Annotated in this window: 21 protein-coding genes; 12 read left to right on the top strand and 9 right to left on the bottom strand. The window is 66.1% G+C overall.

Going from position 1 to position 22,275, the window contains the following annotated elements; genetic code table 11:
• Nucleotides 1-3 precede the first annotated feature (3 nt).
• From EFY87_RS04515 to EFY87_RS04505, 3 genes are all read left to right on the top strand, one after another.
• Nucleotides 4-1,065: an ABC transporter permease gene (locus EFY87_RS04515; protein WP_123270283.1), complete on the top strand. Its 1,062-nt coding sequence runs from the start codon at nt 4-6 to the stop codon at nt 1,063-1,065.
• Between the two features lie 64 nt (nt 1,066-1,129).
• Nucleotides 1,130-1,885, top strand: coding sequence for a glutamine amidotransferase (locus EFY87_RS04510; RefSeq protein ID WP_123270282.1), 756 nt, complete (start codon nt 1,130-1,132; stop codon nt 1,883-1,885).
• A 12-nt stretch (nt 1,886-1,897) separates the two neighbouring features.
• Complete coding sequence (locus tag EFY87_RS04505; RefSeq protein WP_123270281.1) at nt 1,898-2,797, top strand: ribokinase; 900 nt, start codon at nt 1,898-1,900, stop codon at nt 2,795-2,797.
• A gap of 11 nt (nt 2,798-2,808) precedes the next feature.
• On the opposite strand, the gene EFY87_RS04500 is transcribed toward EFY87_RS04505, so the two are convergent.
• The gene (locus EFY87_RS04500) at nt 2,809-3,954 is read right to left on the bottom strand and encodes a M20 family metallopeptidase (protein WP_281276166.1); all 1,146 of its coding nucleotides are present in this window, start codon (nt 3,952-3,954) and stop codon (nt 2,809-2,811) included.
• 56 nt (nt 3,955-4,010) lie between these two features.
• Here EFY87_RS04500 and EFY87_RS04495 point away from each other — a divergent pair, with 56 nt between their 5' ends.
• The 3 genes from EFY87_RS04495 to EFY87_RS04485 all read left to right on the top strand — a co-directional run bounded on the left by EFY87_RS04495 (nt 4,011) and on the right by EFY87_RS04485 (nt 7,182).
• The gene (locus EFY87_RS04495) at nt 4,011-4,688 is read left to right on the top strand and encodes a thiaminase II/PqqC family protein (RefSeq protein WP_123270279.1); all 678 of its coding nucleotides are present in this window, start codon (nt 4,011-4,013) and stop codon (nt 4,686-4,688) included.
• A gap of 9 nt (nt 4,689-4,697) precedes the next feature.
• Nucleotides 4,698-5,756, top strand: a complete 1,059-nt coding sequence (locus tag EFY87_RS04490) for a phosphotriesterase family protein (protein ID WP_123270278.1) — start codon at nt 4,698-4,700, stop codon at nt 5,754-5,756.
• A 445-nt stretch (nt 5,757-6,201) separates the two neighbouring features.
• The gene (locus EFY87_RS04485; RefSeq protein WP_123270277.1) at nt 6,202-7,182 is read left to right on the top strand and encodes an NYN domain-containing protein; all 981 of its coding nucleotides are present in this window, start codon (nt 6,202-6,204) and stop codon (nt 7,180-7,182) included.
• Nucleotides 7,183-7,203: 21 nt separating this feature from the next.
• On the opposite strand, the gene EFY87_RS04480 is transcribed toward EFY87_RS04485, so the two are convergent.
• On the bottom strand, nt 7,204-8,913 hold the full coding sequence (locus EFY87_RS04480; protein ID WP_148043252.1) for a hypothetical protein: 1,710 nt from the start codon (nt 8,911-8,913) through the stop codon (nt 7,204-7,206).
• Nucleotides 8,914-8,976: 63 nt separating this feature from the next.
• On the opposite strand from EFY87_RS04480, the gene gad reads away from it, so the two are divergent.
• Nucleotides 8,977-10,347 carry a glutamate decarboxylase gene (gene gad / locus EFY87_RS04475; RefSeq protein WP_123270275.1) on the top strand — a complete coding sequence of 457 codons (1,371 nt, stop codon included), beginning with the start codon at nt 8,977-8,979 and terminating at the stop codon, nt 10,345-10,347.
• A gap of 125 nt (nt 10,348-10,472) precedes the next feature.
• Here the strand turns inward: gad and EFY87_RS04470 are convergent, their stop codons facing one another.
• The 7 genes from EFY87_RS04470 to EFY87_RS04440 form a co-directional block, all read right to left on the bottom strand.
• Nucleotides 10,473-10,880 (bottom strand): type II toxin-antitoxin system VapC family toxin, encoded by a 408-nt coding sequence (locus EFY87_RS04470; protein ID WP_123270274.1) that lies wholly within the window; start codon nt 10,878-10,880, stop codon nt 10,473-10,475.
• A 34-nt stretch (nt 10,881-10,914) separates the two neighbouring features.
• Entirely contained in the window at nt 10,915-11,922 is a 1,008-nt protein-coding gene (locus EFY87_RS04465; protein WP_123270273.1) for a glycine betaine ABC transporter substrate-binding protein, read from the bottom strand.
• Nucleotides 11,922-12,728, bottom strand: a complete 807-nt coding sequence (locus EFY87_RS04460; RefSeq protein WP_425459350.1) for an ABC transporter permease — start codon at nt 12,726-12,728, stop codon at nt 11,922-11,924. Before EFY87_RS04460 ends, EFY87_RS04465 begins: the two co-directional genes overlap by 1 nt.
• Complete coding sequence (locus EFY87_RS04455; RefSeq protein WP_220093506.1) at nt 12,725-13,987, bottom strand: ABC transporter ATP-binding protein; 1,263 nt, start codon at nt 13,985-13,987, stop codon at nt 12,725-12,727. The genes EFY87_RS04460 and EFY87_RS04455 overlap by 4 nt, the downstream gene beginning before the upstream one ends.
• On the bottom strand, nt 13,987-14,628 hold the full coding sequence (locus EFY87_RS04450; RefSeq protein WP_123270272.1) for an ABC transporter permease: 642 nt from the start codon (nt 14,626-14,628) through the stop codon (nt 13,987-13,989). Before EFY87_RS04450 ends, EFY87_RS04455 begins: the two co-directional genes overlap by 1 nt.
• A 409-nt stretch (nt 14,629-15,037) precedes the next feature.
• On the bottom strand, nt 15,038-17,821 hold the full coding sequence (gene ppc, locus EFY87_RS04445; RefSeq protein WP_245988425.1) for a phosphoenolpyruvate carboxylase: 2,784 nt from the start codon (nt 17,819-17,821) through the stop codon (nt 15,038-15,040).
• Nucleotides 17,822-17,914: 93 nt separating this feature from the next.
• Complete coding sequence (locus EFY87_RS04440) at nt 17,915-19,372, bottom strand: MDR family MFS transporter (RefSeq protein WP_123270270.1); 1,458 nt, start codon at nt 19,370-19,372, stop codon at nt 17,915-17,917.
• Nucleotides 19,373-19,407: 35 nt separating this feature from the next.
• On the opposite strand from EFY87_RS04440, the gene EFY87_RS04435 reads away from it, so the two are divergent.
• The 5 genes from EFY87_RS04435 (at nt 19,408) to EFY87_RS04415 (ending at nt 22,233) form a co-directional block, all read left to right on the top strand.
• The gene (locus tag EFY87_RS04435) at nt 19,408-20,019 is read left to right on the top strand and encodes a TetR/AcrR family transcriptional regulator (protein ID WP_220093505.1); all 612 of its coding nucleotides are present in this window, start codon (nt 19,408-19,410) and stop codon (nt 20,017-20,019) included.
• Nucleotides 20,016-20,282, top strand: a complete 267-nt coding sequence (locus tag EFY87_RS04430; RefSeq protein WP_123270269.1) for a DUF4031 domain-containing protein — start codon at nt 20,016-20,018, stop codon at nt 20,280-20,282. The genes EFY87_RS04435 and EFY87_RS04430 overlap by 4 nt, the downstream gene beginning before the upstream one ends.
• Before the next feature lie 54 nt (nt 20,283-20,336).
• Nucleotides 20,337-20,807 (top strand): SRPBCC family protein, encoded by a 471-nt coding sequence (locus tag EFY87_RS04425; RefSeq protein ID WP_220093504.1) that lies wholly within the window; start codon nt 20,337-20,339, stop codon nt 20,805-20,807.
• Between the two features lie 17 nt (nt 20,808-20,824).
• Nucleotides 20,825-21,241: an HIT family protein gene (locus EFY87_RS04420; protein WP_123270487.1), complete on the top strand. Its 417-nt coding sequence runs from the start codon at nt 20,825-20,827 to the stop codon at nt 21,239-21,241.
• Between the two features lie 131 nt (nt 21,242-21,372).
• Nucleotides 21,373-22,233, top strand: coding sequence for a universal stress protein (locus EFY87_RS04415; RefSeq protein ID WP_158607504.1), 861 nt, complete (start codon nt 21,373-21,375; stop codon nt 22,231-22,233).
• Nucleotides 22,234-22,275 lie beyond the last annotated feature (42 nt).

Here is a 22,275-nt window from a genome sequence, read left to right as displayed (position 1 = left end):
AAAATGAACGACGCTAAACGGCCCGAAAACGCACATGCAGCACAAGATCCTTCGTCCAAAAATATATCCAGAGTATTGCGCGAAACCCCCGTGGCAATAGCACAGCGAATCATAAGACAGAACATCAATGTCGCAGCCGTCATCGTGCTTTTCGTGGTTATATTTACCATCTTCAGCATTGCTGCCCCGCAGTTCCTCACGAGCGACAACATCGTGAACATGGCTCGGCAGATGGCCGCGTCGCTCGTCGCTGGCGTCGGTATGACTATGGTGCTAGCCGTTGCCGGTATCGATTTGTCCATCGGATCGGTACTCACCTTGGCCAGTGCCGCCCTGGTGCCCCTGATGGATCATGGCCTCGGCGGCACCGGCGCCATCATCGCCGTGCTACTGATCGGCGCCGCTATCGGTGCAATGAACGGTTACTTCACGGCCTACCAAAAACTCCCGGCCTTCATAGTCACGCTTGCAGGTCTCGTCGCACTGACCGGTCTCGCCAATCTAGTGGCCCAGGGTGAGTCTTATCAGGTGACCAGACCCGAATGGCTTATCAATCTCGGACAAGGGAGCGCAGGTCCGATCCCGTATCAGGTTTTCGTTGAGATAGCGGCAATCTGGGCAGGGTGGTACACACTCAACCGACTACGGTTCGGCAAACACATGCTCGGAATCGGCTCGAACGAGGAAGCGGTCCGACGGTCAGGCGTCAATACTCGACAGGTCATCCTGTGCGTATATCTGATCTCGGGATTGAGCGCCGCCGCGGCGGGGCTGCTGGAGACGGCACGTATCGGAGCCGGATCGGCGGAATTGGTGCAAAACTTCGAGCTTCTCGTCATCGCAGGCGTCGTGCTCGGCGGCACCAGCCTCTTTGGCGGAAGGGCCACGATCACCGGGACCGTTTTCGGTGTCTGCACCCTGGAAGTCATCGAAAACGGCCTCATCCTGGTCCACGTAAACTCGTATTGGGTGCCGATCGTAGAGGGCGCAATCGTCCTCGGCGCGGTCCTACTCAACAGCAGGGTCTTCGGCCGGCTCAAGCTTGGGACGCTCGCCACCAGATAGCGCTCTCAATATCCACCTACACCACCATAAAAACCCTGATCTCCTGTCGATAGAGGCGATATTTGTGAACAATCCTAAGGTACTTCTCGCCGGCGAAACTTGGATCACACAGGCAACTCATATCAAGGGCGTGGACTCGTTCACGACAAGTTCCCTCGAGTCGGGTGCCGAAGCGTTCATCAAGGTTCTCACCGACGACGGCTTCTGCACTGTCGATCACCTGATGGGACACGACGTACCAAAGGATTTCCCGGCGTCCGCTGACGCGTTGTCGGCGTACGATGTTATCGTCCTGTCCGACATCGGCAGCAGGAGCTTTCTACTCCACCCGGACACCTGGCTCTCCGGCAAACCCACGGTTGATCGACTGGAGCTCCTGCGGGACTGGGTGAAGGGCGGCGGAGGGTTCGCCATGGTCGGTGGCTACCTGAGTTTCCAGGGCCTCGACGGCGCGGCCCGCTACGGGACTAGTGCGCTCGCCGACGTGTTGCCCGCCGTGCTGCAGGAGCGGGATGATTGCGTCGAGGTGCCGGCCGGGGCGACCCCGGTAGTCGAGGCGGGGCACGAAATCGTGGATGGTATGCCGCCAGACTGGCCGATCCTCCTGGGCTACAACAGGTTTCGGCCACGGCCGGGCGCTGACATTGTGTGTACTCTGAACGGCGACCCGTTGTTGACCGTCATGGAAGCAGGACAAGGACGGAGCCTGGCGTGGGCCTCGGATATGGGGCCGCACTGGTGCCCGGACACATTCACCAGCTGGGCGGGCTTCCGGAACCTATGGCGTGGAGCAGTGACGTGGCTCAGCCGGAGCAACTGATGGCGTCCATTGATGGCGGCCAACTGGCGTCCTTCGACCGGACGTCGTGAAATGGGCCGAGTCGTCGTCGTCGGCTCCCTGAACGACGATCTTGTGCTCCGCACACCGGCTCTACCCGGTGCCGGCGAAACGATCCGCGCGTCCGAGGGCCTCAGGACAAGCGGCGGAAAGGGCGGCAACCAAGCCATTGCCGCGCGGCGCTATGGCGCGGACACCTGTTTCGTCGGTGCAGTAGGAGGTGATCCGATCAGCAGGCGAATGCAGAACGACCTGGCTCGCGAAGGCGTGGACATCTCGGCGCTAGCCGTAATCGCCGGAGCTCAGCCAGGCACGGCCGTCGTGACTGTCGATTCTCTTGGTGAGAATCACATCGTCATCTCGCCGGGGGCGAACGACTTGGTTGACGGGCCTTTCGTGCAGGCTCGCCTGGATGCGCTGGCTCCCAGTACGGCTGATGTGGTCGTAACCGGCTTCGAGATTCCCATCAGCGGCAGCATGACAGCTCTGAGTCGCGGTCGCCGAGCGGGGTCGGAGTTGATCCTCAACCCATCTCCCGTCGAGGGGTTCGCTCGCGAAATCCTGCAGTTACAGCCAATTGTGGTGTGCAACCGTCACGAGGCAACGCAAATAGCCGGAATCGTCGACGCCGAGCACGCGGCCCGGCACCTGGCGAGCCTCACAGACCGGGACGTGATCATTACGCTTGGCGGCGAAGGCACCCTCGCCATACTGGATGGAGAGACGCACCGGTTCGCCGCATCGAAAGTTGCCGTGGTGGACACCACAGGAGCCGGAGACGTTTTCTGTGGCACCTTCGCAGCCGCCCGCGCGCGAGGCTACGACATGACGTGTTCTATCGTCTCCGCGAGTGAAGCAGCCAGTCTGTCGGTGACCCGGAGAGGTGCCCGATGACCGAAAGGCGCCTACCTGATCAGCTCCGATGGCAACGTTGCGAAGAAACGGGTCGCCGCGGCGAGGTCGGTAATCGCCACGCTCTCGTTCACCTGATGCATCGCTGCCGTCTCACCGGGACCGAAGAGAAGGGTGGGAATGCCTTCCATCGCGGGCTGGAGCACCGACGCGTCGCTGTAGAACGAGACCCCCCGGACAGTTCGGTCGGTGCCGAGCACTCTCCGAACGGTCCGCTGTGCCGCGGTGATAAGCGCATCGTCCGGCTCGGTGGCCGTAGAGGGCCGGTTGTTGAGCACCTCAACTTGGTGTGTCAGACCGTCCACGTCCCGAGTGAGGCGCGCGCAAGCCTCCTCGATGAGTGCCAGCGTGATCAAGTGATCCTGGCTGGGCACCGTGCGCAGGTCAAGCACCACCGAGCAAATGCCGGGGACGACGTTCGTGGCGGCACCACCGGTTATGACGTTCGCGCTCAGGGTCGGTCTGCCCAGCCACGGATCGTCCGCCACGTTGAACTGCAAAACCTGCAGATCGACAACCAACTGCGCCAAGTGCTGAACGGCGTTCACGCCATTCTCCGGGTGAGCTCCGTGCGCGGACCGGCCGGTGAAGGTCACTTTCAGATGCAACGCACCTTTCTGCGCGACAACCAAGTCCAGATTGGTGGGCTCGGCGATTACCAGCCAGCGGCATGCCGACAGATCATGAGCCGCAACGAACGCCGTCGAACCTGCGCAGTCGACCTCCTCGCCCACCACGGCGCCCAGCGTGACCTGCGAGGCCAACTCCGGATCGGCAGTCTGCAGCGCAGCAAGTCCACCGAGCATCGCCGCGAGCCCGCCCTTCATGTCCACCGTGCCGCGGCCGAACACCCGTCCGTCGGACACCGACCCACCGAACGGGTCATGGTCCCATCCGGAGTCACCGGCTGGCACCGTGTCGAGGTGACCGCAATACAACAACGGTCCGACGCTCGCTTCCTCCCCAGCCCGTCGCTCAGAGGTCACGAGGACGTTCGCACGATCCTTCCCAACCCGGTCCAGTCGAGCCTCCAGCCCCCAGGAGCGCGCTGTCGCGGCGAACGCCTCAGCAGCTGCGCCCTCATTCCCGGGAGGATTCTCGCTGGCCACCTGGACCAGACGGCTCGTGAGATCGACCACCTCGTTGACATCGATACAGACACTCGCGTCACTCACCTTCGTCACCCTTTCGAGTCATGAGCGCTTCGTACGCCCCGCACACAACCAGCGAAACCTTACTCAGAGTGCTGCGTGCGGCCGGGCCTTCCTGGGCGCGCTCCACCAATGCTCGTTTCATTCGCGAAGCTACACACGGTGGGGTCAGCGACGATGTGCTCGGACGTTACCTGCAGATCGAACGTGACTTCGTGGAGACGTCCGCGCGCCTGCGGGCTGCTGCGGCCGCCACTTCGCCGACCACACGCGCGCTGGATGTCCATCGGCGAGCGCTGAATTCCCTGCTGGACTCCCAGGGCCCTCGTCTGCGTGACGCGATTGAGCATCTCGAAGCAAAGCCAGAAGTGTCGGCGCCCGCATGGGATCTGGCCAGACAACTGTCACGTCATGTCCTCAGCGTCGCGCAGGCCGGTGACTATGCACAGATCCTGACAGTGATCCTCACGGCCGAGGAGCTTTACGCAACGTGGTGCGCCGTCGCGGCGCGAGTTGCTGCAACGCGGAATCCCGTGTTGACGGATTGGATCGAGTTGCACGTGTCACCTCCGTTCACCGATGAGATCGCAGAATTGACCTCCGGACTCGAAGCCTTGGATCTGCCGGACTCGGCTATCGCCGAGCTCGGAGCCTGCGCCGCACGAGTGCTCGATCTCGAAGTCATCTTCCACGACAGCGCCTACATCCTTACGAAGAGTTGATCGCCGACCATGAACTCTCCCATCCAACCAACAGCTCAAACGGTCCATGGACCAATTCCGGTGTCCGAGCTCGGTATGACGCTGACCCACGAGCACCTCTTCACCGACCTCCGGGAAGCGTGGCACCCCGCCGCCACCCCTCTCGCCGCCGCAATTGCCAACGAACCGGTCAGCGCGAGCAATGCATGGCTGCTCCGTGAGGATGCCTACTGCAGCATGGACAACTGCCAGTTGGACGACGAGGACGCCGCGTGTGATGAGCTCGTGCTGTTTGGCGCGACCGGGGGAATGACTTTGGTCGAGAACACGACCGGTGTCGCACGGAATCCGGCTGCGCTAGTCCGGGTCGCCCAGCGCACCGGTGTGAACGTCATTATGGGAAGCGGCTGGTCGCTCGCGCACGGCAACGACGACTCCTACAAGGACCGCAATCCGGACCATCTCGCACAAGAGCTCGTCCGAGAGATCATCGGTGGAGTTCCTCTAGCCGACGGGACTCGTGTCCGCCCTGGCATCATCGGCGAGATCGGGGTCGGTCCGAGCTTCACCGTGTCCGAGCACGTCACGCTGATCGCAGCGTGCCGAGCGCAGTGCGAAAGCGGCCTCCCTTTGCTCATCCATCTGCCCGGATGGCAGCGACGCGGCCATGAGATTGTCGATACCGTGATCGCTGAGGGAGTCGATCCCGCAGCTGTGGTCCTGTGTCACATGGACCCGTCCGGAGTCGATCACAGCTACCAGACCGAGCTTGCCGCACGAGGTGTCTGGCTCGAGTTCGACATGATTGGCATGCAATGTAACTTTCCGGGCGAAGGCCGAGCACCGAGTGCTGTCGACACAGCGCAGGTTGTTGCCCGGCTCATCGAGGAGGGCTTGGACTCCCAGCTGCTCCTCTCACATGATGTCTTCCTCAAGAGCATGCTGACACGATTTGGTGGCAACGGATATTCGTTTGTGCCAACGATATTCACCAGGATGCTGAAGGCCGAAGGAGTTGATGCCCGGGTCGTCGCCAGGCTATTAACAGCGAATCCCGAGAGCCTCTTCACACGGGCTGGCCGCGGTTGACGTCACCGTTTCCGTTGGCTGTCAATGCCTGCGTCTCACGGATCACATCCCCTGGCGCCAAGTCATCGGCTCGACCACCACCTCATCGTCGCAACGTCAGTGAGCTGAGGACTCACATCAAACGCCGCCACCCAAACCGGCTGTGACGTCCGCGGCCGTGCACGCTCTGCACACGACATTCGCTCGCGGCCAAGAGCCGCGTGCCACTTCACCTACTGTGCCTCCAGATGCTCGCCAGTGCCCACATGCAAGGTGGATACGAGACCACAGACGACGGATCCGACCTCGAACAACTGCAGACCGACCGTGGGCGACGGAGACCTCGATACGGACTCCTCCGCTTCGCTCCCCCGCCCTACTCGGCCACCCAGCAAACCCGAACCGCCGGGGCGAGGCGCGGGTGCGTTAGGTTCGCCATACGCAATGCCGATGAGGGAGAAGCGGAATGGGCCAGTCCTACTGTTCGCTGTATGTCGATGCGGGCTACCTGCTGGCAGCCGCGGCGACCCGCACCACCGGCACCTCGTTGCGCGGCGGCATCGACGTCGCGCACGCCCAGCTGATCGACAGCCTGGCCCGCCAGGCAAGTGCGGACAGCGGCATGCCGTTGCTGCGCACCCAGTGGTATGACGCCGCGTGGCCGCACACGACTTCTCCGGAACAACGGCTGATCGGGGCACTCCCGATGGTCAAGCTGCGCCTCGGCCGCACCGCGAACGACGGCACCCAGAAGGGTGTCGACCTGCGCCTCGGCCTGGACATCGTCAACCACGCGCGGCACGGTCGCGTCGACCGGCTCTACCTGGTCTCCGGCGACGACGACCTCACCGAAGCCGTGGACGAGGCGCAGAACCTCGGCGCGCAGGTCATCGTCCTCGCCGTCCCCAACGCCGACGGGCTGCCGCACGGCGTCTCCGCGCACTTGCGCCAGGTCGCCGACGACGTCCAGCTCATCGACGCCGCCGCGCTGGATGCCGCCGTGCGCCGCCGCGAGCGCCCCGCGGTCGTGCCGAGCCTCACGGCCGAGCCCGGAGTCCCGACGCCCGCCGCGATGGTGGCCCGCGTGGCAGCCGCGACACCGCGAGCGCCCGAGCGCCATACCCCTGCTGCCGTGGCTTCCTCGGGCCTGGTCTATTCGACCGAAACCGGTGGAATCCCAACCGGCGCAGACCGATTCGTCACCGACCAGGGCGAAGCGAGCCCCGAGGACATCGACATCGTCTGCCACAAGGTCGTGGAGTCCTGGCGGAGCACGGCCACCGACGAGGACGTGGCCAGCATGCGGCGCAGCAAGCCGTCGGTGCCCAGCGAGCTCGACCGCGCGCTCCTGCTCGACCTGTCGGCGCGACTCGGCAACTTCTTCCTCGACGACACCACCCGCTACCAGCTGCGCAGTCGCTTCTGGGAGATCGTGGACGAGACGTAATCGGCCGTATGCCGGAAGCCGTCACCGCAGGTCGCGTAGCTCGATCAGCTGCGTGCGCACCTCTCTGACGAGCAACCGGGGGTCGCCCAGCAGGATGCCGCCGCGGCCGGTCGGCATCCTGAGCAGTTCCTGCAAGCGAGCCGCTCGCTGGCGACCCGACCCGGAACCCACAGCCTTCTCCAGAGCGCTGGCGGTCAGCAGCCGGTCCGGTCCCAGCAGATCGTTGCCGCGGCCGATCAGCCAGCAGATCGCGTGCGCCGCCGCAGGCGCCTTCGACGTCGGTGCAAACCACTCGGGCGCCTCCCGGACGGCGCGCGCCAGCAACCGCCGCTGTGCCGTGCAGATCTCCGTGTCGATCACCTCATAGGCGTCGGAGCCGCGGTCGATGTGGTCCAGGATCTTCGTCACCAGGTCGTACATCGGCTCGGGCACCTTCGACAGGTCGAACTTCTCATCGGCGGGAAGGGGTTCGTCGGTCAGCGCCGCCAGCGCGTCGTCGCCGCCGACCGCCACGGCAAGCTCGTCCCGGTCGAGTTCGATGCGCGGAGCTCGGAAGCCCAGGTCGTATGGGTCGAACCAGAACTCGTTCGCCCATCCGGCCGTGCCGCCCTCCGGTTCGTCCTCGTCGTCCTCGTAGTCAACCTCCTCGTAGTCGTCCTCCTCCGGCCCGAACGCGAATGCGTACACCAGGTCTTCGACCTCGGCGAGCGCGTCACCGGTTAACCTGCGGCCGAGCTCCTTTCGTTCCCAGGCGAATTGCACCCACATCAAGACAACTTCAGGCATCGCGTCGTCCAGGTCGTCGGTGAGGGTGTGCTCGGACCACCAGCCGAGGAAGTCGTCGACGCCTCGGGGACTCCACTCCAGCGGGTCGCCAGTCCCGTAGTTGATCGAGAAGTCGATGAGCATCTCGGTGACGTCTCGCACGTCGAGCCCGGTGACCGCCCACTCCTCGCTGGCGACGAACTCACTGATCAGCCGGTGCCGGTCCGCCGCAGTCAACGCCGGTTGCTGCGGCGCCTGCGCCGGCGGCAGCATGCGCAGCACCCAGTCGGTCAGCGCACGCAAGGCCGGCCAGGACTCGGTCTCCATCGGCGTTTCGAGGCTCGCCGACAACTCGATGCCGGCTTCAACCAGTCCGCGTGCAGCTGCCTGGTCCACACTGCTCCAGACCACGTCCGTCAGGTCCGGGTCATGCGCGATCTCCCGGTGCACGGCCTCGAGCGACTGTCCGACGATGAATGCGTCGCCGACGGCGCCGCCCCGGCGCCGATCGACATACACCAGCATCGACATGACCGGCAGCTGCGGCGCTTGCACCTCGAAGACGTAGGTGATCCCATCACCGAAAACGTCTCGCATCGTTGCTGATCCGGTGACCTGTGCTGCGTTCAGGGCCGCCACCCACGGCAGCACCGGATCGTCCCGCTGCGCCGCAGCTTCCGCCGCCCGTGCTGCGTATGGCGCCGGCGCGAGTTGCGCGACCACCCGCAACAGCGCGGTGGTCTCGACGCATGCGTCCGCGATGATCAAGTCGAGCAACGCGTCCAGGTCCGGTGGCCCGGGCTCCTGCGAGGGGATCGACCGCGGGTCCACCACCGCGAGCAGCGCGCTCGCCTCGGCAATGAACGCCAGCGGATCGCCGAGCAACTGGAAGTAGTGCTGCCGCAGAGACGACACCTCCGAATCCGGGGCTGAGCCGAGGGCAGACACGGGCCGTGAAGTGTGCACACGGTTATGGTGCCAGCCGCGAAGACTCAGCCTGCGGCAAGGCGGCGGCGACATAGTGGCCGCATGACCGCAGACAACAGATCCGATCTCGAACAACTGCGCAACGACCTGGTGATGGGCGGATGGGACGTGCTCCCCCGCGAACGCCTCGCCGACAACCCGCTGCCCGCGAACGCGGCCTACGAGGCGATCCACGCCGACCTCGAGCTGGACGGCAGTGCCCGGCTCAACCTGGCGACCTTCGTCACCACCAGCATGGAGCCGCAGGCGAAAGCCCTGATGGCACAGTGCATGGACAAGAACATGGTCGACAAGGACGAATATCCGCAGACCGCCGACATCGAGCAGCGCTGCGTCAAGATCCTCGCCGACCTGTGGCACGCCGACGACCCGGCGAACCCGACGGGCTGCTCCACCGTCGGGTCCAGTGAGGCCTGCATGCTCGGCGGCCTCGCCCTCAAGCACCGCTGGCGGGCACGGGTCGGCGACGACCTCACCCGGCGGCCCAACCTGGTGCTCGGCGCCAACGCACAGATCTGCTGGGACAAGTTCTGCCGCTACTTCGAGGTCGAGCCTCGCCTGGTGCCGCTCGAAGGTGACCGGTTGCATCTCGACGCGCAAAGCGCCCTGGAGTATGTCGATGAGAACACCATCGGCGTCGTCGCGATCCTCGGCTCGACGATGGACGGCAGCTACGAGCCGGTCGCCGAAATTGCCGCTGCGCTGGACAAGCTCGCGGCCGAGGGCGGTCCCGACATACCCATTCACGTGGATGCGGCATCGGGCGGATTCGTCGCTCCGTTCCTCGACCCCGACCTGCCGTGGGACTTCCGGCTCCCCCGCGTCGCATCGATCAACGCGTCCGGCCACAAGTACGGACTGGTGTATCCCGGTGTGGGCTGGGCGATCTGGCGCGACGCCGACGCGCTGCCCGACGACCTGGTCTTCCACGTCAACTACCTGGGCGGCGATATGCCGACCTTCGCGCTGAACTTCTCCCGGCCCGGCATGGAGGTCGTCGGGCAGTACTTCATGTTCACCCGGCTGGGTTTCGAGGGCTATCGCGCGGTGCAGCAGGCAAGCCGCGACGTAGCCGGCCGGATCGCCGGGAAGGTCGGGGCAATGCCGCAGTTCCGCATGCTCAGCAACGGCGACGAACTGCCGGTGGTCACCTTCACCACCGCCGACGATGTCGACGGCTGGGACGTGTTCGCGGTGTCCCGCGGACTTCGCGAACGCGGATGGCAGGTCCCGGCATACACCATGCCGAAGGGCCGAGAAGACCTGGCAGTGCTGCGGATCGTATGCCGGTCAGGCCTCACCACCGACCTGGCCGACTGGCTGCTGCGCGACCTGGCGACCACTGTCGCCAACCTCGAGCACGCCGCGCACCCCGGACACGAGATCAGCGGACCGCACGGCTTCCACCACTGACCGCGCCTGATTGAGCGGCACAGAAAACGCACGAGCGGACCACAAAATCGGGGTGATTTTGTGGTCCGCTCAATGCATAAGTGGGCCGCTCGATTAGAGGGGCGCCAACCGCACGGCCACAGCCCTCACCGATCAGGCGCCGTCAACGCGTCGAACGGAGACAGCGGCACGATGCCTGCTGCCTTCGCCGCGAGGCACGGATCGACGGTGACCAGTGCGTCGCCCTGCAACCTGGTGAGCGCCAGGTATTCGGCGTCGTGGATCGAGTCCCAGTCGTGCTCACGAGCGATGGCCCAGGCCAAGCCGCGGGATCCGCGATCGTTGAGCAGGCGCATTTTCAACTCGGTGACCTTCGTATGGCGGGCCAGTGCCTCCCGCTCGGTCAGCTCGGCGGACCGGACTGCACGCAGCAGCAATTCGAGTGCGTCCGAACGGATCCGGCCTGGCGCGACGAGCTGGTGGTCCGCATCGACCGGTTGCTCGGCGTCGATCAGTCTCAACAGCGTCGGCGCGTCGATCACGTAGCGGCTCATACCGTCCAACCTAGAACCATCCGCAACACCTCGACTACTTGACGAAGCCTTCCTTCCGGAGCCAGTCGTAGGCGACGTCGGCCGGTTCCTTGCCGTCGACGTCGACCTGCGCGTTGAGGTGCAGCAGGACGTCATTGGTGAGCTTCTTGGTCACGGGCGCAACGAGATCCGCGATCTGCGGGTACTTCTTGATGACCTTGTCCCGCACCACGAATGACACGTTGTACTTCGGGAAGAACGACCGGTCGTCCTGCAGCACCTTCAGGTGCAGCGCGACGATGCGGCCGTCCGTGGTGAAGACCTCCCCAAAGTTGCACTTGCCGTGCGCGGTCGCGTCGTAGATCGCACCGGTCTGGTAGATCCGCAGGTTGCTGCGCGGGACACCGCTGCCCAGTGGCACGTCATACTTCTGCAGCATGCCTTTGAGCCCGTCCGGCCGGTTGATCAGCTCCGACTCGACGCAGAAAGTCCGTTGTGCCTTGGGCACTTTCGCCAGTTGCGAAAGTTTGCTGATGTGGTATTTCTCCGCCACCTGCTGGGTGACGGCGAAGCCGTAGGTGTTGTTCATCGGCGCGGGCGGCAGCCAGTCGAGGTGGTTCTTGCGCTGATCCTCGTCGCGCACCGCGACATACTGCTTGTGCTCGTCGGGGATCGCCTTCTCGTGTCCGAGGTAGGTGATCCACCCGGTGCCGGTGTATTCCCACATGCCGTCGATCTGACCGTCGAGCATCGCCTCTCGTGCGGATGCCGACCCGGGGATGTTGGTCAGATCCTTCACACTCGCACCCGCCGACCGCAGCAGGATGATCGCCATCTTGCCGAGCAGGATGTTCTCGGTGAAGTTCTTCGAGCCGATCGAAAGGGATGCTCCGTCAAGGGATTTCGTCTTCGCCAGGGGACCGGCGAGCTTGCCCGACGGCACGTAGCCGCCGGCTGTGCCCAGCCCGAGACATCCCGACGTGGTGAGCGCGATTGCAGCTGCTCCGGCAACCGCCGCGAAGGCCCGCCGGCTCGGTGTCGTATGACGAGAGGTGTTTCGCATCAGATCCCCTTCGGCCGGACCAGCAGCTCCAGCACCCGGCCGACCCACTCGACCAGCAGCGCCAGCAGCGCGATCAGCACGGCTCCGGCAACCATCACCGGGTAGCGGTAGAGCGTGATGCCGGCCGTGATCATGCCGCCCATCCCGCCGGCGTTGATGAAGGTCGCCAGCGCGGCGGTGCCGACGACGAGCACGAGAGAGGTGCGGATGCCGGCCATGATGACCGGCAACGCGAGCGGCAACTCGACACGCAGCAGCACCGAACCACCCGAATAGCCGAGCCCGCGGCCGGCCTCCACGAGGGTCGGGTCGACGCCCTGCAGCCCGGTGATCGTGTTGCGCAGCACCGGCAGGATGCCGTAGAGCGCGAGCGCCAGGATCGCCACCCAGAAGCCGGACCAGCCAGACAGCCACATGAACAGCAGCACGATCAACCCGATGGAGGGCGCGGCTTGACCGGCGTTCGCCACGCCGACCACCGCAGGAGCGAGGAAGCGCAGCCGCGGCCGGGTGAGCAGCACCCCGAGCGGCACGGCGATCGCGACGACCACGAGCGACGCCACCACGGTGAGTTTCAGGTGCTGCCAGACCTCGAGGCGCACCTCGGACCAGTCCAGCGAGCTTGCCTCGATGGAGTCCAGGGTCGCGGTCTGCCGCCACCAGACGTACAGCAGAAAACCGACGACGACGAGGATCGGTATGCCGAACAACTCGATCGCGCTGCCACCGCTCAGCCGGCCGCGCCGGGGTGCCGGGCCGGCGCCGACAGCAGGCTGCTCGATCGGCGCGTCGATGTGGATGCTCACCCTTCACGACCCCCGTCCAGCTCCTCGTCGGTCGGCGCGATCGAGATGCGCGAAGCGGGATGCTCGTCGCTCCCGGCCGCAGGAGCGGCCTTCGTCTCGGTCTCGGCCTCGCGCTGCATCTCTTCGATGAAGTCGGTGACGGTCTTGAAGTCGATGACGCCGAGGTAGGCGTCGCGGTCACCGGTCACGACGGCACCGCCGTGCCCGCTCACCAGCATGGTGTCGAGGGCGTCGTTCAAGGTCGCCCGCGAGTCCAGGTTGATCAGGTCACCGCTCGGCTGCACGATCTTCTCGCCGGTGAGCTGCCGAAGCCACGGCCAGCCGAGCGGCCGGTTGCGGTCGTCCAGCACGATCACTGAGCCGTCGCCGTTGGCTTCGGCTCGCGACCTGACCTGGGCGGTGCTGTCGCCGACCTTCGCAGTTGTCGGGGTCTTCAGCTCAAGGTCGGCAATCCGCGCCAGGCTCAGGCGTTTCAGCGAGGAGCCGGCTCCGACGAAGTCCTGCGCGAAGTCGTTGGCGGGACTGCTCAGCACCACCTCCGGGGTGTCGTACTGCGCCACGTGCGCCCCCTCCTGCAGGATCAGCACCCGGTCACCGAGCTTGATCGCCTCGTCGATGTCGTGGGTGACGCACACGATGGTCTTGTGCAATTCGCGCTGAATCGACAGCAACTCGTCCTGCAGCCGCTGGCGGGTAATCGGGTCGACCGCACCGAACGGCTCGTCCATCAGGATCACCGGCGGGTCCGCGGCCAGACCGCGCGCGACGCCGACCCGTTGCTGCTGCCCTCCGGAGAGTTCGCGCGGGTAGCGGTCGCGATACTTCGCAGCGTCAAGACCTACCAGGTCGAGCAATTCGTCAACTCGGTCCTTGACCCGAGAAGTGTTCCACCCCAACAATTTCGGGACGATGGAGATGTTCTTGGCGACCGACATGTGCGGGAAGAGGCTGCCGCCCTGGATCACGTAGCCAATGGTCCGGCGCAGCTCGTCGACCTTCTTGGCGCGGATGTTTTCGCCGCCGATGCTGATCGTGCCCGACGTCGGCTCGATCAGCCGGTTGATCATCTTCAAGGTGGTGGTCTTACCGCATCCGGACGGCCCGACGAACATCACGATCTCCCCGGCCGGCACCGTCAGGCTGATGTTGTCGACAGCCGGAGCCTGCTGGCCGCGGTAGATCTTGGACACGCCGTCGAGGGTGATCTCGGCGCCGCTGACGGTGTGCTGCTGCTTATCGGTGGACTCCATCGTGGTCATCAGACACGCACTCCCTTGGAGGTGGTGAGCCGCCCGACGAGGAGCAGCGCGAGATCGAGGATGAGCGCCAGCAGGACGATGCCGATCGTCGCCGAGAGCGCGTAGTTGACAGCGTTCTTGCCGCCGACCTGGGTCAGACCCTGGAAGATCCAGGCGCCGAGACCCGGTCCGAGCACGTATGCCGCAATGGCCGCAACGCCCATCGACATCTGCAGCGACACGCGGATACCGGAGAGGATCACCGGCCACGCCAGCGGTAGCTTGATCCGCAGCAGCGTCATCGGCTCGCTCATGCCCATGCCCCGCGCGGACTCGACCAAGCCGGGCTCGACGCCCTGCAACCCGACGATCGCGTTGCGCAGGATCGGCAGCACGGCGTAGAAGGTGACCGCGACCAGCGCCGTGACATCACCGAGGCCAGTCACGGGCAGCAACAGTCCGATCAGCGCGAACGACGGGATCGTCAGGCCGGCTGCGCTCACAGCATTGGCGACCGGCTCGACCTTCGGCAGCCGGGTGACGACGACCGCGAGCACCACCGCGATCACGGTCGCGAAGAGCACCGCGAGGATCACCAGGTAGGCGTGATTCCAGGCGTTGATCAGGAGTTGCTCGCGCCGGTCGACGACGAAGTCCCACACGGCATTCCTCCCCGAGGATGTTGAGTGACGGTGTGCATTTGACGGGTTCCCCAACACTCAAACACACTCACCGCGCCAGGTCCAAGAATGAAAACCATTCACCATCAGCAGTTTTCATCTTTGCCACCGCCGCCATCGGGGCAGGACTTCGGCAACCAACTCGTCGAAAAACGTTGTATTTCAATGTGTTTACTCGCGCTCCGCTCGAATGCGGAGCCGCCAGAACACCATCCGATCCGATGCCGTCAAACCTCAACCCGCGCTCGCGCGTGTCGCCCGCGGCCCGTCCCGGATCGAGAGGACCCCATCGCGCACGAGAGGACCCCAAGACCGGGGTGGTTTTGGGGTCCTCTCGATGCGGAAAGGGTCCTCTCGATCAGAGGGAGGCGCGCGCTGCCGGCGAGCGCGCTCAGCCGGAGTTGCGCAGCGCGGTGGCGAGACCGTTCATCGTGAGCAGGATGCCGCGCTGCACCTGCGGGTCCTCGTCACCGGCCCGATAGCGGCGCAGGAACTCCACCTGGAGGTGGTTGAGCGGCTCCAGGTAGGGGAAGCGGTTGAAGACGGAACGCTTCAGGTTCGCGTTGTCCCACAGCAGGTCCTCGTGACCGGTGACACGCGCGAACATGCGCAGCGTGCGCTCGTGCTCGTCGACGATCTTGCCGAACACCCGCGCGCGCAGTTCCTCGTCGTCCACCAGACGCGAATAGCGTTCCGCGATGCCGAGATCCGACTTCGCCATCACCTGCGCCAGGTTGGACATCACGGTCTGGAAGAACGGCCACCGCTCGTAGTAGCCGCGCAGCCGCTGCAACCGCGACTCGTCCTCGCCGACCCATTGCTCGAGCGCGCTGCCGGTGCCGTACCACCCCGGCAGCATCACCCGCGACAGCGACCACGACATCACCCACGGGATGGCGCGCAGGTCACTGATCTTGGTGGTCTGCCGCCGGGACGCCGGACGCGACCCGATGTTCATCGCGCCGATCTCGGCAACCGGGGTCGACGTGGTGAAGTATTCGACGAAACCGTCCGTGCGGTGCACCAGGTCGGAGTAGGAACCCCTTGCGAATGCAGCGATCTCGTCGAGCGCGGCATACGCCCCGTCGGTGTCGTCCCCCAGGCCCTCGACGTCCAGCAGCGACGCTTCGAGCGTGGCGGCCAGCAGCGTCTCCAGGTTGCGAGTCGCCAGCTGCGGCTCGGCATACTTCGCCGCGATGATCTCGCCCTGCTCGGTCAGCCGCAGCGAACCCTGCACCGCACCCGGTGGCTGCGCCAGGATCGCCTCGTAGCTCGGGCCGCCGCCGCGCCCGACAGTGCCACCCCGGCCGTGGAAGAGCCGCAGCCGGATGCCTGCCTCCTGCGCAACCTCGACGAGGTCCAGCTCGGCGCGGTAGAGCGCCCAGTTGGCCGCCAAATAGCCCCCGTCCTTGTTGGAGTCGCTGTAGCCGAGCATCACCTCCTGCAGCCCGCCCTTGCTGTCCACCAGCTGCCGGTATGCCCGGACGGACAGTGCAGCGCGCATCGTGGTGGCCGAAACCTGAAGATCCTCAATGGTTTCGAGGAGCGGCACGATGTTCACCGAACACGTCGCTCCTGCGCCCTCGGTGCCCGGGTCGAGCAGCCCGGCCTCCTTCAGCAGCACCGCCGTCTCCAGCATGTCGGACACCGAGGTGCACATGCTGATCACGTGGTTGGGGATCGCTTCCGGCCCGAAGGTGCGCACCGCGTCCGCCGCCGCCGCGGTGATCGCCAGCTCCTTGGCCGTCTGCTCGCTGAACTCCGCGCCCGCCCCCACGAGCGGCCGGCGGCAGGCCAGCTCCTGGGTGAGCAGCTCGACCCTGGCAGTCTCGTCCAGGGAGCGGTAGTCCGGGTGCACGCCCGCCCACGCGAACACCTCCGCAATCGTCTCCTCGTTGATCGCGGAGTCTTGCCGCAGGTCGAGGCCGTAGAGGTGGAAGCCGAAAGTCCGCACCGCTTCACGCAATCGGAGCAGGCGGTCGTCCGCGATCAGCCCGCTGGCGCCCCCTCGCAACGCGGCGTCCATCACGTCGAGGTCGGCGGTCAGCTCGCCCGGGGCCCGGTATGGCGCGGCGCCGTCCACCTCGACCGCAGTCTCCGCCCAGTCGCCGAAGAACTTCTGGTGCGTCGCCGACAGGCGCCCGCGGATCCACCGGATCGCCTGCCGGTAGGGCTCGTCGGAGCGATCGTCGGACACGTTGCGCGCCGCGAGCTCCAGCAGCGGCCCCGAAGCCGGCGACATCCGGATGGAGAAGGAGAACTCGTCCTCGAGCGCGGCGAGCTCACGCAGGTAGTGCTGCAGCGCCGTCTGCGCGGCACGCCCGCTCGCGGTCGACACGACGGCCCCCGTCACGTTCGGGTTGCCGTCACGATCGCCGCCGATCCACGAACCGGCCCGCAGCACAGGGTCTTTCGCGACTCCGGCGGATGGGTAGCGACTGTTCAGCTCTTCGCGCAGCCTGGCGTTGAGCTGCGGCATCACCTCCAGCAGTGAGGCGTCGAACCAGCGCAGCCCGACCTCGATCTCGTCGGTGATGTCCACCCGCCGCAGCCGCACGAGCGCGGTCTGCCAGAGCGTCTGGATCTGCAGGCGGATCACCCGTTCGGTCGCGTCCTCGTCCGCCAAGCTCAGCCCTCCGCCTCCCCGCCGGCGCATCGCCTCCTTGATGCGGGACTGGGTCTGGAAGACCGTGCGCCGCCGCGTCTCGGTCGGGTGCGCCGTGATCACCGGGACGACGGTGGCGCCGCTGAGCGCGTCGTGGATCGTCGCGTCGGTCAGCTGCGCCTCGTCCAGTTTGCGGAAGGTCGCAGCCAGCGACCCGTCGGTCGGCGGCTCCCCGGCGTTGACGTGTAGCGCGCGACGCCGCTCCCGGTGCAGGTCCTCGGCGAGGTTGGCCAGTAATGCGAAGAGACTGAACGCCCGCACCACCTTCATGTTCTGGTCGGTGGGCAGCCCGTCGAAGATGGCCGCGAACGCCTCGCGGTCCTCCTCGCGGCGCCGCACCGCGAACGCACGAGTGCGTGCCTCCTCGACCAGGTCGAGCACCTCCGCGCCCTCCTGCTCGCGGATCACCTCGCCGAGGATCCCGCCGAGAAACCGGATGTCCTCGCGCAGCGGCTCACTCGCAGCACGGCCCTGGGCGGTGACGTCGAGCGCCAGCATGTGATCAAGCATGTGTCCCAGCATGATGCCTGCGTGACCACCATGTGGGCTTGCGTCTCGCAAAGTGAGCAAAGTCGCACCGCCGGCCCGCCCAGAGCCCGATGTTCACGCACGCTTCGGCATGGCAAAACTCGCGAACGACGCCAGCAGGGCGAGCCCGGCAAAGACCCAGAACGCGCCCTGGAACGCCCCGATCACCCCACGGCCGGACAGTGCCTGCAGCAGGACGGCGCCGATGGCCACGCCGACCGCCCCGCCCAGTTGCTGCAGGCTCCGGGTCTGCATCGACGCGTGCGCGACTTCGCCCGGCTCGAGCCCGACATACGCACTGGCGATGATCGGGACCATCAGCGCACCGAGCCCGAGCCCGCGCACGAAGAGGATCGCGCTGAGCCAGATGACGTTGGTCCGCGCGTCGGCGAACGCGAACGGTATGACGCCCAGCGCCGTCACCAGGAACGCCACGAAGCACACGACGGGGGCGCCGAAACGTTCCACCAGGTGCGCGATGAAGAACCGGGTGAGCAACGAGCCGATGCCCATGGGGATGAGCAGCATTGCCGCGCCGAGCGCGCTGCGGCCGCGGGCGACCTGCCAGTAGAGAGGGAGCAGGAACATGCTGCCGTAGAGCGTGATGCCGACCAGGAACATCATCAGCGACGCGGAGCCGACCGAGCGACGGGTGAACAGGCGCACGTCGATCAGGGCGCGGCCGCCGCGCCGGAGCGCCCAGGTGACGAAGGCCACGATCAGCAGGAGCCCCACCGCCAGCAGTCCCGCGGTGCCGGCAGCCCCGCCCACGACGTGTGCATCGCCGCAGCGCGACAGCCCGTAGATCGTCACGGCCAGGCCGGGGGCCAACAGCCCGAGACCGACGACGTCCAGGTGCGGCACCCGGCTTCCGGCGCCCGGTCCATCAGCCGGCAGTACTCGCCACGCGGCGGCAATGCCGATCAGGCAGAGCGGCACGTTGATCAGGAAGATCGAGCGCCAGTCCGCCCAGTGCAGCAGGACGCCGCCCAGCACCGGGCCGACGATGGGACCGAGCGCAATCGGCAGGCTGATCGAGGCGGTGATGCGGGCAGTTGCCCGGCCGTGCGCTGCCCGCATGGCAAGCGTCATCATCAACGTCATCAGCACGCCGGCTCCGCACCCCTGGAGCACGCGGAACACGATGAGACTGAGCGGATTCCACGCCAGCGCACAGAGCGTCGAGCCGACCAGGAACGTGGCCAGCGCCGTGATCCAGAGCCGCTTGCCGCCGAGCCGCGCCTCGGCCCAGCCGACCACGGGGATGACAGCGGTGAGTGCCAGCAGGTATGCCGTGGTCACCCACTGCATGGTCACGACAGTGCTGTGCAGATCGATCACCAGGTCGTGCAGCGCGATGGTCACGATCGTCGTGTCCAGCACGGCGGCCAGGCCGCCGATGACGAGCACGGCCAGCGTGAGCCGGGTCTGCCGGTCGAGCCGTTCGCCACCAGGTGGGCTCGCGGCGGGCGTCGCGGACGGCTGGCCGGCGGGAGCCCGGTCAGTCGCAAGGGAGATCTTAGATTCAGTCATGTATCTAATATGAGCCAATGCGATAAGATGCGCAAGTGAGTCTTACCGAGCACTCGAAGCCGACCCGCCGGCGCGGCGCCGCGCTGGAGGCGGCGATCCTCGATGCCGCCTGGGACCAGTTGATGGCAGGGGGCGCAAGCGATTTCACCTATGAGGCGGTCGCCGCGCGCGCCAACACCAGCCGGCCGGTCATCTACCGCCGCTGGCCGCAGCGTGGGCAGTTGCTCAAGGCCGCCATCGCGCACGGCGGCACCAAGGTGCGGCGCACCACGCCTGACACCGGCTCACTGCGGGCGGACCTGGTGCACATCCTGACCGGCATGAATCAGAGCATGACGCAGTTCGCGCGACTGATCACCGCACATCTGGAGATCGCGGATTCACCCGAGCACCTGACGCCCGCCGAGGTGCGTGACCTGTTTCTCGGCGAACAGCCGCAACGCATGCGCACCGTGATGGACCGCGCGATCGCACGTGGCGAGGCCGACCCGGACCGGGTCACGGACCTAGTGCTCTCCGTCCCCGGCGACCTCGTCCGGCAACGGTTGATGCTGACCCTGCAGCCGGTGTCCCGCGCGTATGTCGAGGCGATCGTCGACCAGGTCTTCCTCCCCCTCGTCGCCCCGCAGCGAGACTCGACGTCATGACCGTGCTCATCGATCCGCCATCCTGGCCCGCGCACGGCACCCTGTGGTCGCACGTCGTCAGTGATGTGTCGTATGACGAACTGCACGATTTTGCAACGCGTCTCGGCATACCACCACGTCTGTTCGATCATGATCACTACGACCTGCCGCAGGAACGGTATGCCGACGCCGTCGCCGCCGGAGCTACCGAGGTGGCCGGCCGGACGCTCATCCGGCGGCTCATCGCCAGCGGTCTGCGCGTGCCCGAACGCGATCGTCCCTAACCGCGCCCGACCCGCGAGTATTGGTAGATTCGGGGGATCTCCTCACAGATCGGCGTGTTCGTGCCCAAGAACCTTGAAGAGTTCATCGAGATCGATGCCTCGCCCGCTGCCGTGTGGGCGATCGCGTCCGACCTGACACGGATGCCGGAATGGAGCCCGCAGACCCGCAAGACGATCATTCGCGGCGGCCCGATCGGCGAAGGCAGCCTGATGATCAACCTCAATCGCTCCGGCATCAAGGTCTGGCCCACCCGAAGCAAGGTGGTGGCGTTCGAGCCGGAGCAGCGAATCGCGTGGAAAATCAGGGAGAATCACGCGATCTGGAGCTTCGAGCTGGAGTCGATGGACGACGGCACGCGCACCAAACTCATCGAACGCCGAGACGTCTCCGGCGACACCACCAAGCTCTCGAAGACCCTCATCGACAAGTTCATGAGCGGCGAGACCGCTTTCGAGCAGGACCTCGCCATCGGCATGCGCCAGACCCTCCAGCGGATCCGGCGCGCCGCCGAATCCGCCTCGTGACGCAGGGTGATCCGCCGATGAGCGACTGCGTCTTCTGCGCGATCGCCGCCGGCGCTGCCGAGGCGCACGTGGTGGCGCGCACCGAGCACACGACGGCATTCCTGGACAACCGGCCGGTGTTCAAGGGCCACGTGCTGGTGATCCCCACCGAGCATGTCGTGACGCTGCCCGACCTGCCGGCCGAGCGGATCACACCGTTTTTCGCGCAGGTGCAGCGCGTCGCGGGCGTCATACCGTCGGCGCTGGGTGCACAGGGCACCTTCGTTGCGATGAATAACGAAGTCTCGCAGAGCGTTCCGCACCTGCACTGTCACGTGGTGCCGCGGACCAAGGGCGACGGGCTGCGCGGCTTCTTCTGGCCGCGCGTTCGGTATGCCGCGGGCGAGCAGGACGACTACGCGCGGCGATTGCGGCAGGCACTGGACGCATCCTGAGACGGCGGGACCAGTCCCGGCAAATTGTCAGCGGCCGCTCAGACTCGATGCTTAGCTTGAAGACGCGGGGACAACCCGCGACATCGGGGCGCACTCAGCGCCCGATCGCACAGGTACATATGGAGGTCACCATGGAAGGCTCCGTCCAGCCCGAAAGCGTTGTGGTCGGAGTTGACACTTCGACCTCCTCACTGACCGCCCTCGATTGGGCAATCGCTTTCGCCCACGAGACGCAGTCTGCGATCCACCTGGTGCACGCGTTCAGTCATGACCATCCGGACCTCGCCTTCAACATGGGGACCGGCGCGGAAGATCTGCGCGCCGTCGGCGACGAGGTGATCGAGCACGCGATCGACCGGATCCGCCTGCAAGACAACGATATTCACATCACCATTGCGCGATCCGGCGGTTACCCAGCTGCTGCGCTGGTGCGTGCCAGCCGGAACGCCCGCATCGTCGTCGTCGGCGCCCTCGGTGACAGCCTGTCGCGCCTGTCGCCGCTCGGTGAGACGGCCCACCAGGTCGCCGCGCACAGCCAGTGCCCAGTCGCGGTGATCCGGCCGAGTTCCGGCAGCGACTACGGCCGGATCACCGTGGGCGTGGATCGTTCCGATGGCAGCCACAAGGCGCTCGACTGGGCGTTCACCCGGGCAGAGCAGACCGGTCGCGAGTTGCTCGTGCTGCACGCGTGGCAGCCGCGTGACGCGGAGGACCCAGCGCTAGGCGTCGCCAGCTGGGAGGAATACACCACCCAGTGTCGTTCGGACATCGGGGCCTCGGTCGCCGACCAGCAGTCGAGGCACCCATCGGTGAAGGTGCTGACCGAGATCGCGGACGGCAAGCCGGTCCGTCGCCTGATCGAACTGGCTCACAGCAGCGACCTGGTGGTCGTCGGCGCCCGAGGACACGGAGGATTCGAGAGCCTCGCTCTCGGCCGGGTCGCCGGCGAGGTGCTCGGGCACGCGCCGTCGTCCGTCGTCGCCGTGCACTGAGCCCAGGCTCGCGCTCGCTGCGCCCTTCGATACGCTCCCCCG

Source organism: Flexivirga caeni, assembly GCF_003724155.1.
GTDB classification, from domain to species: Bacteria; Actinomycetota; Actinomycetes; order Actinomycetales; family Dermatophilaceae; genus Flexivirga; species Flexivirga caeni.
The sequence above is the reverse complement of the archived record's forward strand: the minus strand, read 5'-3'. Positions and strand labels throughout refer to the sequence as shown.

What these genes read in the sequence shown, in the direction of transcription:
- EFY87_RS04515 (WP_123270283.1), top strand. Translation starts at nt 4, where the DNA reads ATGAACGACGCTAAACGGCCCGAAAACGCACATGCAGCACAAGATCCT.
- EFY87_RS04505 (WP_123270281.1), top strand. Translation starts at nt 1,898, where the DNA reads ATGGCGGCCAACTGGCGTCCTTCGACCGGACGTCGTGAAATGGGCCGA.
- EFY87_RS04495 (WP_123270279.1), top strand. Translation starts at nt 4,011, where the DNA reads ATGAGCGCTTCGTACGCCCCGCACACAACCAGCGAAACCTTACTCAGA.
- EFY87_RS04490 (WP_123270278.1), top strand. Translation starts at nt 4,698, where the DNA reads ATGAACTCTCCCATCCAACCAACAGCTCAAACGGTCCATGGACCAATT.
- EFY87_RS04485 (WP_123270277.1), top strand. Translation starts at nt 6,202, where the DNA reads ATGGGCCAGTCCTACTGTTCGCTGTATGTCGATGCGGGCTACCTGCTG.
- gad (WP_123270275.1), top strand. Translation starts at nt 8,977, where the DNA reads ATGACCGCAGACAACAGATCCGATCTCGAACAACTGCGCAACGACCTG.
- EFY87_RS04470 (WP_123270274.1), bottom strand. Translation starts at nt 10,880, where the DNA reads ATGAGCCGCTACGTGATCGACGCGCCGACGCTGTTGAGACTGATCGAC.
- EFY87_RS04465 (WP_123270273.1), bottom strand. Translation starts at nt 11,922, where the DNA reads ATGCGAAACACCTCTCGTCATACGACACCGAGCCGGCGGGCCTTCGCG.
- EFY87_RS04455 (WP_220093506.1), bottom strand. Translation starts at nt 13,987, where the DNA reads ATGACCACGATGGAGTCCACCGATAAGCAGCAGCACACCGTCAGCGGC.
- ppc (WP_245988425.1), bottom strand. Translation starts at nt 17,821, where the DNA reads ATGCTTGATCACATGCTGGCGCTCGACGTCACCGCCCAGGGCCGTGCT.
- EFY87_RS04440 (WP_123270270.1), bottom strand. Translation starts at nt 19,372, where the DNA reads ATGACTGAATCTAAGATCTCCCTTGCGACTGACCGGGCTCCCGCCGGC.
- EFY87_RS04430 (WP_123270269.1), top strand. Translation starts at nt 20,016, where the DNA reads ATGACCGTGCTCATCGATCCGCCATCCTGGCCCGCGCACGGCACCCTG.
- EFY87_RS04420 (WP_123270487.1), top strand. Translation starts at nt 20,825, where the DNA reads ATGAGCGACTGCGTCTTCTGCGCGATCGCCGCCGGCGCTGCCGAGGCG.
- EFY87_RS04415 (WP_158607504.1), top strand. Translation starts at nt 21,373, where the DNA reads ATGGAAGGCTCCGTCCAGCCCGAAAGCGTTGTGGTCGGAGTTGACACT.